This is a genomic window from Micromonospora sp. URMC 107, from assembly GCF_051386315.1.
Taxonomy (GTDB): Bacteria; Actinomycetota; Actinomycetes; order Mycobacteriales; family Micromonosporaceae; genus Micromonospora.
This window is the reverse complement of record NZ_JBPQTK010000002.1, coordinates 78417-89645: the sequence shown is the minus strand read 5'-3', so window position 1 is coordinate 89645 and position 11229 is coordinate 78417. Positions and strand designations below refer to the sequence as shown.

The 11229-nt window shown below is 76.6% G+C and carries 1 protein-coding gene; it reads left to right on the top strand.

The features are described from left to right. The first annotated feature begins 28 nt into the window (after positions 1-28). Complete coding sequence (locus tag ACSNN9_RS00765; protein WP_436670685.1) at positions 29-11206, top strand: type I polyketide synthase; 11178 nt, start codon at positions 29-31, stop codon at positions 11204-11206. Positions 11207-11229 lie beyond the last annotated feature (23 nt).

Below are 11229 nucleotides of genomic sequence, written 5' to 3'. Positions count from 1 at the left end.
CTGTGGTGTCACGAGAAAGCGAGATGTCATGGCGGACGAAGAGCGGCTGCGCGAGTACCTGACGCGGGTCGTCGCCGAACTTCAGCAGACCCGCCAACGGCTGCGCGAGGTCACCGCCGAGGAGTCCGAGCCGGTGGCGATCGTGGCGATGAGCTGCCGCTACCCGGGCGGCATCACCTCGCCCGAACAGCTGTGGGAGTTCGTCTCGTCCGGCGGGGACGCCATCGGCGACTTCCCCACCGACCGGGGCTGGGACCTGGAGCGGCTCTACCACGCCGACCCGGACAACGCCGGCACCTCGTACACCACCTCCGGTGGGTTCCTGCACGACGCGGGGCAGTTCGACGCGGCGCTGTTCGGCATCTCGCCGCGCGAGGCGGTCGCCATGGACCCGCAGCAGCGGCTGCTGCTGGAGGTCACCTGGGAGCTGTTCGAGCGGGCCGGCATCGCCCCGCTGTCGCTGCGGGGCAGCCGCTCCGGCGTCTTCGTCGGCACCTCCGGCCAGGACTACGCCGCCGTGCTGCACCGGGCACCCGGCGTCGAGGGGTACGTGCTGACCGGCACCGCCGCCAGCGTCGTCTCCGGCCGGCTGGCGTACACGTTCGGGCTGGAGGGCCCCACGGTCACCGTGGACACCGCCTGCTCGTCGGCGTCGGTCGCCATCCACCTCGCCTGCCAGGCGCTGCGCCAGCGCGAGTGCGGCCTCGCCCTGGCCGGCGGGGCGACCGTGCTGGCCACCCCCGGCCCGTTCGTCGAGTTCTCCCGGCAGCGCGGCCTCGCCGCCGACGGCCGGTGCAAGTCGTTCGCCGCGTCCGCCGACGGCACCGGCTGGTCCGAGGGCGTCGGCATGCTGCTGCTGGAACGGCTCAGCGACGCCCGCCGCAACGGCCATCCCGTCGTCGGGATCATCCGCAGCTCCGCGGTCAACCAGGACGGGGCGTCCAACGGGCTCACCGCCCCCAACGGCCCGTCCCAACAGCGGGTCATCCGGCAGGCCCTGGCCGGTGCGAGGCTCACCCCCGACCTGGTCGACGTGGTGGAGGCGCACGGCACGGGCACCACCCTCGGCGACCCGATCGAGGCCCAGGCCCTGCTCGCCACGTACGGCCGGGAGCGCGGCGACGCCGCGCCGCTGCTGCTCGGCTCGATCAAGTCGAACATCGGCCACACCCAGGCCGCCGCCGGCATCGCGGGGGTGATCAAGATGGTGCAGGCGATGCGGCACGGGATCGTGCCGGCCACCCTGCACGTCGACGAGCCCACCCCGCACGTGGACTGGGCCGCTGGCGCGGTCACCCTGGTCACCGAGGCCACGCCGTGGCCGGCCGTGGACCGGCCCCGCCGGGCCGCCGTGTCCTCCTTCGGCATGAGCGGCACCAACACCCACCTCATCCTCGAACAGCCCGAGCCGGCCCGCGCCGAGGCCGCCCGGCCCGAACCGCCCGCGCCCGTACCGGTGCTGCTCACCGGCCGCACGCGCGCCGCGCTGCGCCGTCAGGCCGAGCGCTGGTCGCGGTACGTCGCCGACGACGCGGGCCTGCGTCCGGCCGACGTCGCCTGGACCTCGGTGGTCTCCCGCTCGCCCCTGGAACACCGGGCGGTCGTCCTCGCCGACGACTCCGACGGGCTGCTCGCCGCCCTGCACGCCCTCGCCGAGGATCGGCCCGCCCCCGGCCTGGTCACCGGCGCCGCCGCCGAACGCGGCGGGACCGCGTTCCTCTTCTCCGGCCAGGGCGCCCAGCGCGCCGGCGCGGGCCGGGAACTGTACGAGACGTACCCGGTCTTCGCCGAGGCGCTCGACGAGGTCTGCGCCCACCTCGACCACCGGCTGCCCCGGCCGCTGAAGCCGCTGCTGCACGCCGAGCCCGGCACCGCCGAGGCGGCGCTGCTCGACCAGACCGTCTTCACCCAGGCCGCGCTCTTCGCCGTCGAGGTGGCGCTGCACCGGCTGCTCGGCTCCTGGGGGCTGGCCCCCGACCTGGTCGCCGGGCACTCCGTCGGCGAGCTGACCGCCGCCCACGTGGCCGGCGTGCTGACCCTCGACGACGCGTGCGCCCTCGTCGCCGCCCGGGGCCGGCTCATGCAGGCCCTGCCCGACGGTGGCGCGATGCTCGCCGTCGCCGCCGACGAGGCCCGGGTCGCCGAGTCCATCGCCCACCTGACCGACCGGGTCGCCCTCGCGGCCGTCAACGGGCCCGGCGCCGTCGTCGTCTCCGGCGACGGCGCGGCCATCGACGACCTGGCCGAACTCTGGGCCGGCCGGGGGGTGAAGGTGCGGCGGCTGCGGGTCAGCCACGCCTTCCACAGCCCGCTGATGGAGCCGATGCTCGCCGAGTTCGCCGCCGTCGCCGCCGGCCTCGACCTGCGCGCCCCCACCCTGCCGGTGGTGTCCAACCTGACCGGCGAGCTGGCCGACCCGGCGCAGCTCACCGACCCCGGGTACTGGGTGCGCCACGTCCGGGAGGCGGTCCGCTTCGCCGACGGCGTACGCACCCTGCGCGCCCACGGCGTCGGCACCTTCGTGGAGGTCGGCCCCGACGCCGTCCTCACCGCCAGCATCCAGGAGACCCTCGCCGGGACCGAGGCCGCCGACGCCGCGCCCGCCGTGGTGGTGCCGGTGCTGCGCCGGGACCGCCCGGACCGCCGCGCCCTGCTCGCCGCCCTCGCCCAGCTCCACGTCGCCGGCACGCCGGTGCGCTGGGCGGACCTCTTCGCCGACCGGCCCGGCCGGCTCGTCGGCCTGCCCACGTACCCGTTCGAGCGGCAGCACTACTGGGTGCCGGCCGAGGCGCCCGCCGACGACACCACCGCCGGTGGAGCCGACGCGTTGGACCGGCGGTTCTGGTCGGCCGTCGAACGCGCCGACCTCGACGCGCTGCGGGACACCCTCGCCGTCACCGACTCCGCCGCCGCCGAGTCGCTGCGTACCCTGCTGCCCGTCCTCGCCGACTGGCGGCGGCAGCGGCAGGAGCACTCGGTGCTCGACGGCTGGCGGTACCGGGCCGACTGGCAGGTGACCGGCGAACCCGCTGCGGCCCGGCTGACCGGCACCTGGCTGCTGGCGCTGCCCGCCGGCGGCGCCGACGACCCGGCGGTGCAGACCGTCCGGGCAGCGTTGACCGCTGCCGGCGCGGACGTGCTGGCGCTGGGCGTCGAGCCGGACGCCGACCGGGCCGACCTCGCGGCGTCCCTCGCCGGCACCGACCCCGCCGGCGTGGTCTCCCTGCTCGCCGGGGAGCCGCCGGTCGCCGACGGCACCGTCCTGCCCGGCCTGGCCGCCACCCTCGCGCTCGTGCAGGCGCTCGGCGACGCCGGGCTGGACGCGCCGCTGTGGCTGGTCACCCGGGGCGCGGTCGCCGCCACCTCGTACGACCGGCTCACCGACCCGGCCCAGGCCGCGATCTGGGGCCTCGGCCGGGTGGTCGGCGTCGAGGCCCCGCACCGCTGGGGCGGCCTGGTCGACCTGCCGCCGGACCCCGACGACCGGAGCGCCACCCGGCTCGCCGCGATCCTCACCGGATCGACCGGCGAGGACCAGCTCGCGGTACGCGGCCCCGGCGTCTTCGTCCGCCGCCTGGTCCGCGCACCCCTCGGCGACCGCCCGCCGGCGCGCCGGTTCACGCCCACCGGCACCGCCCTGGTCACCGGCGGCACCGGCGGGTTGGGCGCCCGCGCCGCCCGCTGGCTCGCCGCCGCCGGAGCCGAGCACGTCGTGCTGGTCAGCCGGCGCGGACCGGACGCCCCGGGCGCCGCCGAGCTGGAGGCCGAGCTGACCGGCCTCGGGGCCCGGGTCACCGTCGCCGCCTGCGACATCGCCGACCGGGCCGCCCTCGCCGACCTGCTCGACCGGGTCGAGGCCGACGGCCCGCCGGTGCGCACCGTCGTGCACACCGCCGGCATCGCGCAGGCCACCCCGCTGGCGGAGGTCACCCCCGCCGAGCTGGCCGAGGTCACCGTCGGCAAGACCGCCGGCGCCGCCCACCTCGCCGACCTCCTCGCCGACCGGGACCTGGACGCCTTCGTCGTCTACTCGTCCATCGCCGCCACCTGGGGCAGCGGCGGGCAGGTCGGCTACGCGGCCGGCAACGCCTACCTGGACGCGCTGGTGCAGCGGCGGCGGGCCGACGGCCGGGCCGGCACCGCCATCGCCTGGGGGCCCTGGTCCGACGGCGGCATGCACGCGGCGGACGCCGAGCGGAACCTGCGCCGCCGGGGCCTGCCCGCCATGGACCCGAGCGTGGCCATGAACGCGTTGCGGCAGGCCCTCGACCACGACGACGTCACCGTGACGGTGGCCGACGTGGACTGGTCCCGGTTCACCCCCGCGTACGCCTCCGCCCGCCGCCGGCCGCTGCTGGAGGGCGTACCGGAGGCGCGGGCCGCCCTGGACGGCGGCGTCGCGGTCGACGACGGCGACGAGGGCCCGGCGGCGACCCTGCGCCGGCGCCTCGCCGGGCTGGCCCCGGCCCGGCGGGAGGAGGCCGTCGCCGACCTGGTCCGGGAACTCGCCGCCGACGTGCTCGGCCACGACGGCGGGGCCGCGGCCATCCCGGCGACCACCGCGTTCCGTGACCTCGGCTTCGACTCGCTGACCGCCGTGGAGCTGCGCAACCGGCTCGTCGCCGCCACCGGGCAGGCGCTGCCCACCACCCTGGTCTTCGACCACCCCACCCCGGTCGTGCTGGCCCGGCTCCTGCTCGCCGGCCTCTTCGGCGCCGACGCCGGGCCGGCCCCCGTCGCCGCCCCGGCCGCCGTCGACGACGACGAGCCGGTGGCGATCGTCGCCATGGCCTGCCGCTACCCCGGCGGCGTCGACGACCCTGAGCAACTGTGGCGGCTGGTCGCCGACGGCGTCGACGCCATCGGCGACTTCCCGACCGACCGGGGCTGGGACCTCGACCGGCTCTACGACCCCGACCCGGCCAACCCCGGCACCACCTACGCCGACAAGGGCGGCTTCCTGCACGGGGCGGCGGAGTTCGACCCGGGCTTCTTCGGGATCTCGCCCCGCGAGGCGGCGGCGATGGACCCGCAGCAGCGGTTGCTGCTGGAGGTCTCGTGGGAGGCGGTCGAGCGGGCAGGGGTTGAGCCTGGGGTCCTACGGGGTTCGCGAACAGGGGTGTTCGTGGGCACGAATGGTCAGGACTATGGGGCCCTGCTGATGGCTGCGGGGGAGCAGGCCGAAGGGTTCGGGGCCACGGGCAACGCCGCCAGTGTGGTGTCGGGTCGGGTGGCGTACGCGTTGGGGTTGGAGGGGCCGGCGGTGTCGGTGGACACGGCGTGTTCGTCGTCGCTCGTGGCGTTGCACCTGGCGGTGCAGTCGCTGCGGCGCGGCGAGTGCGACCTGGCCCTCGCCGGCGGCGTCACGGTCATGGCCACCCCCGGCACCTTCTTCGAGTTCTCCCGGCAGCGCGGCCTGGCCGCCGACGGCCGGTGCAAGGCGTTCGCGGCCGCTGCCGACGGCACGGGCTGGGGCGAGGGCGTCGGCGTGCTGCTGGTCGAGCGGCTTTCCGACGCGCGGCGCAACGGGCACCGGGTCCTCGCGGTCGTACGCGGCTCGGCGGTCAACCAGGACGGCGCGTCGAACGGCCTGACGGCGCCGAACGGTCCATCGCAGCAGCGGGTGATCCGGCAGGCCCTCGCGGGCGCCCGGCTCACCACCGCCGACGTGGACGTGGTCGAGGCGCACGGCACGGGCACCACGCTGGGCGACCCGATCGAGGCGCAGGCCCTGCTCGCCACGTACGGGCAGGACCGTGCGGGGCACGAGCCGCTGCTGCTCGGCTCGATCAAGTCGAACATCGGGCACACCCAGGCCGCCTCGGGCGTGGCGGGTGTGATCAAGATGGTGCTGGCGATGCGGGAGGGCGTGGTCCCGGCGACGTTGCACGTGGACGAGCCGTCCCCGCACATCGACTGGACCTCCGGCGCGGTGGAACTGGCGACGGAGTCGCGGCCGTGGCCGGCGGTGGAGCGGCCGCGTCGGGCGGCGGTGTCGTCGTTCGGCATGTCCGGCACGAACGCCCACGTGATCATCGAGCAGGCCGACGAGGCGGCGGCTGCGGCCGAGCCGGGCCCGGGGCTGGTGGCGTCGGACGTCGTGGTGTGGCCGGTGTCGGCGCGGTCGAAGGCGGCCCTGGCCGGTCAGGCGGCCCGGCTCGCGGAGTTCGTGCGCGGGCGCGGCGAGGTCGATCCGGCGGCGGTGGGCTGGTCCCTCGCCACCACCCGGTCGGTGTTCGACCAGCGGGCCGCCGTGGTCGGGCCGACCGTCGAGGACCTGCTGGCGGGGCTCGATGCCCTGACGTCCGGCTCGCCGGCCGGCAACGTCGTCGCCGGCACGGCCTCGCCGCACGGTGCGGGCCCGGTGTTCGTGTTCCCGGGGCAGGGTGCGCAGTCGGCGCGGATGGCCGCCGGCCTGGTGGGTCGGACGCCGGTGTTCGACGCGCGGCTGGCCGAGTGCCAGCGGGCCCTGGCCCCGTATCTGGACGTCGACGTGGTGTCGGTGTTGACGGGTGAGGACGAGTCGTGGTTGGCGCGGGTCGAGGTCGTGCAGCCGGTGCTGTGGGCCGTCGGCATGGCCCTGGCGGCGGTGTGGCAGCACGCGGGTGTCACCCCGGCTGCGGTAATCGGTCACTCGCAGGGCGAGATCGGCGCCGCGTGTGTGGCCGGCATCCTGTCCCTGGAGGACGCGGCGAAGGCCGTGGCGTTGCGCTCGCGTGCCCTGACGGTGCTGCGGGGCACCGGGACTATGGCGTCGGTGGACCTGTCCGCCGATGCCGTTGCCGAGCGTCTCGGGGAGTTCCCGGGCGTGGGTGTCGCGGCGGTGAACGGTCCGTCGACGGTGGTGGTGTCGGGTCCGCCGCAGCCGGTCGCGGACCTGGTGGAGGCGTGCCAGGCCGAGGGTGTGCGGGCGCGGTTGATCCCGGTGGACTACGCGTCGCACTCGGCGGCCGTGCAGGAGGTCGCCGAGCGGTTGCGCGCCGACCTGGCCGACGTGACCCCGCAGCCGGGACACACCCGGCTCGTCTCGACGTTGACCGGGGACTGGGTCGACCCGTCCTCGATGACGGCGGACTACTGGTACGAGAACCTGCGGCAGACCGTGCGGTTCGACGCCGCCGTGCGGGTGGCCGTCGAAGCGGGTCACACGACGTTTGTGGAGGTCAGCCCGCATCCGGTGTTGACGATGCCGGTGACGGCGATCCTCGACGACGCCGGCGCCAGCGGGTACACCCTCGGCAGCCTGCGCCGTGGTGACGACGACGCGGCGCGGCTGCTGACGAACCTCGCCACCGCCCACGCGATCGGCCTGCCCGTCGACCTGACGGCCGTGCTGGCCCCGACCGACACCGTCGCCCTGCCCACGTACGCCTTCGAGCGGGGACGCTTCTGGCTGGAGGCGCCCGCGCACCGGGTGCGCGACGTCGGCTCCGCCGGCCTCCAGGACACCGACCACCCGCTGCTCAGCGCGGCCGTACCGGTCGCCGACGACCGGACGGTGGTGCTGACCGGGCGGCTGTCGGTGCGTACCCACCCGTGGCTGGCCGACCACGCCGTCGGCGGGGCGGTGATCGTCCCGGGCACCGGCCTCGTCGACATGGTGGTCCGGGCCGGCGACGAGGTCGACGCGGGCCAGGTGGGCGACCTGACCCTGATCAACCCGCTGGTGCTCGCGCCGGCCGGCGCGGTGCAGGTGCAGGTGCGCGTGGGCCCGCCCGGCGACACCGGCGAGCGGACCGTCACCGTGCACTCCCGCCCCGAGGAGAACGCCGACGCCGAGTGGACCCGGCACGCCGAGGGCCTGCTGCTGCCGCACCTGCCCGCTTCGACGGTCGTACCGGGGCAGTGGCCGCCGGCCGACGCCGTCGAGGTCGACGCCGACCTGGACGCCTGGTACGCGGAGATGGCCGAGGGCGGTCTCGGCTACGGCCCCGCCTTCCGTGGCCTGCGCCGGGTGTGGCGCGGCGACGACGAGGTCTACGCCGAGGTGGCCCTTCCCGAGGAGGCGGCCACCGACGCGTCCCGGTTCGGGCTGCACCCGGCCCTGTTCGACGCGGCCCTCCAGGCCAGCGGGATCACCGCCCTGCTCGGCGACCCGGCGGAGACCTCCGGTGCGGGCTGGATGCCGTTCGCCTTCCGCTCGGTGGCCCTGCACGCCCACGGCGCCACCCGGCTGCGGGTACGGCTGCGGTCGCTCGGCCCGGACACGGTCGCCGTCACGCTCGCCGACACCGCCGGGCAGCCGGTCGCCACCGTCGGGTCGCTGACCTTCCGCCCGGTCGCCGCGGGCCGGGCCGACGAGGCCGCCGCCCTGCGCCGCACCTCGGTGTTCCACCTGGACTGGGCGCCGCTGCCGAGCACCGACGCGGTGGCGGGGGACGCCCGCTGGGCGCTGCTCGGCGACGACAGCCTCGGCCTCGCCGGGGCGCTCACCGCCGCCGGGCACCCGACGCGGGTCCACGCCGACCTGGCGGCGCTGGTCGCGGCGATCGAGGAGTCCGGGGACGTACCCGATGTGGTGCTGGACCTGCGCTCCGGCGCGGAGCCGGACCCGGATCGGGCCGGCGCGGCCGCGCACGACGCGGCCCGCGCCGCGCTCGCGCTGGTGCAGCAGTGGTTGGGCGAGCCCCGGCTGGAGCGGTCCCGGCTGGTCCTGCACACCCGGGGCGCGGTCGGCGCCGCTCCCGGCGAGGCCCCGCGCGACCTGGCCCGGGCGAGCCTGTGGGGGCTGGTGCGCTCCGCGCAGTCCGAGCACCCCGGCCGGTTCACGCTGCTCGACACCGACGACGCCGCCGCCTCCCTGGCGGCCGTCCCGGCGGCCGTCGCCTCCGGCGAGCCGCAGCTCGCGGTCCGCGACGGCGCGCCGCTGGTGCCCCGGCTGGCCCGGGCGCGCGACACCGGAGTGCTGGCGCCGCCGGCCGACGAGGTGCCGTGGCGCCTCGACGTCACCGAGCAGGGCACGCTGGAGAACCTGGCCCTGCTGCCCGCCCCCGAGGTGGCCGGGGACCTGCCGGCCGGCCACGTCCTGGTCGCGATGCGCGCCTCCGGGGTGAACTTCCGGGACGTGGTGCTGGCCCTCGGCATGGTGCCCGACCAGGAGGTGCTGGGCAACGAGGGCGCGGGCGTGGTGCTCGGCGTGGGAGCGGGGGTCACCGACCTCGCCCCCGGCGACCGGGTGATGGGCATCTTCTCCGGCTCGTTCTCCTCCGCCGCCGTCACCGACCGCAGGCTGCTCACCCGCATCCCCGACGGCTGGTCGTACACCGACGCCGCCGCCGTGCCCGTGGTCTTCCTGACCGCCTGGTACGGCCTGGTGGAACTGGCCCGGCTACGCGCCGGGGAGTCCGCGCTCATCCACGCGGCGGCCGGCGGCGTCGGTATGGCCGCCGTGCAGATCGCCCGCCACCTCGGCGCGGAGGTCTACGGCACGGCCAGCCCCGGCAAGTGGCCGGCGCTGCGCGCCACCGGCTTCGACGACGCGCACCTCGCCTCCTCCCGCAGCCTCGACTTCGTCGAGGAGTTCTCCCGCCGCACCGGCGGGCGGGGCGTCGACGTGGTGCTCAACGCGCTCAGCGGCGAGTTCGTGGACGCGTCGCTGGGGCTGCTCGCCGACGGCGGCCGGTTCGTCGAGATGGGCAAGACCGACAAGCGGGACCCGCGGCGCGTCGCCGCCGAGCACCCGGGTGTCAGCTACCAGGTCTTCGACCTCATCGAGGCCGGCCAGGACAGGATCGCGGCGATGCTGGGCGAGCTGATGGCGCTCTTCGCCAGCGGGGCGCTGCGGCCGCTGCCCCGGCGTACGTGGGACGTCCGGCGCGCCCCCGAGGCGTTCCGCTTCCTCAGCCAGGCCCGGCACGTCGGCAAGCTCGCCCTGAGCATCCCGCAGGTGCCCCGCCTCGACGGCACGGTCCTGGTCTCCGGGGCGACCGGCACCCTCGGCGCGCTGCTCTGCCGGCACCTGGTCACCGCGCACGACGCCCGGCAGCTGCTCCTGGTCAGCCGGCGCGGCCCGGACGCGGAGGGCGCCGACGAGCTGCTCGCCGACCTCAAGGCGCTCGGCGCGGACGTGTCGATCGTCGCCGCCGACCTGGCCGACCCGGACGCCGTGGCGGACGTGCTGTCCATGGTGGACCGGCGGCGTCCGCTGCGCGCGGTCGTGCACGCCGCCGGCGTCCTCGACGACGCCACCGTCGAGTCGCTCACCCCGGACCGCCTCGACGCGGTGCTGCGGCCCAAGGTCGACGTGGCCTGGAACCTGCACCGGGCCACCCTCGGGCACGAGCTGACGGCGTTCGTGCTCTTCTCCGCCGCCGCCGGCGTGTTCGGCGGCCCCGGCCAGGGCAACTACGCCGCCGGCAACGCCTTCCTCGACGCCCTCGCCGAACACCGGCGGGCCCTCGGCCTGCCGGCGGTATCGCTGGCCTGGGGCCGCTGGGCCCAGGCCAGCGGCATGACGGGGCACCTCGACTCGGCCGACATCCGCCGGCTCGACCGGGGCGGCATGGCCGCGCTGTCGAACGACGAGGGCCTCGCCCTGTTCGACGCGGCCTGGCGCTCGGAGCGGGCGACGCTGATGCCCGCCAAGATCATCACTGGGGTGGCCGCGCCGGGGACGCCGGTCCACCCGCTGCTGGCGAACCTGGTCCGCCCCGCCGGCCGCCGGGCCGCGGCCGGCGAGGCGCCCGACGGGCAGGCGTACGCCGAGACGCTGCGCGGCCTGCCCGACGACAAGCGGGTCCGCGTCCTGCGCGACCTGGTCCTGTCGCACGTGGCGGTCGTCCTCGGCCACGGCGACCCGGCCGGCATCGAGCCGACCCGCGCGTTCCGGGAACTCGGCTTCGACTCGCTCACCGCGGTCGAGCTGCGCAACCGGCTCGGCGCGGCCACCGGGCTGCGGCTGCCGGCGACGCTGGTCTTCGACAACCCGACGCCCGCGGCGCTCGCCGCCCACCTGGCCGGCCAGTTCGCCCCGGCGACCCCGGCGGGCGGGACGTCGACGGCGGGCCGGGAGCTCGACCGGCTGGAGGCGGCGCTCGTCGGGCTCGACCCGACCGACGACGAGTTCCGCCGCATCACCGACCGGCTGCACGGCCTGCTGGACCGGCTGACCGAGCGGCAGGCGGACGCGGACGGCGACGACGACCTGGAGTCGGCCACCGCCGAGAACATCTTCGACCTGATCGACCGCGAGCTGGAGACGTCGTGACCACCAGCCGCAACGACATCGGC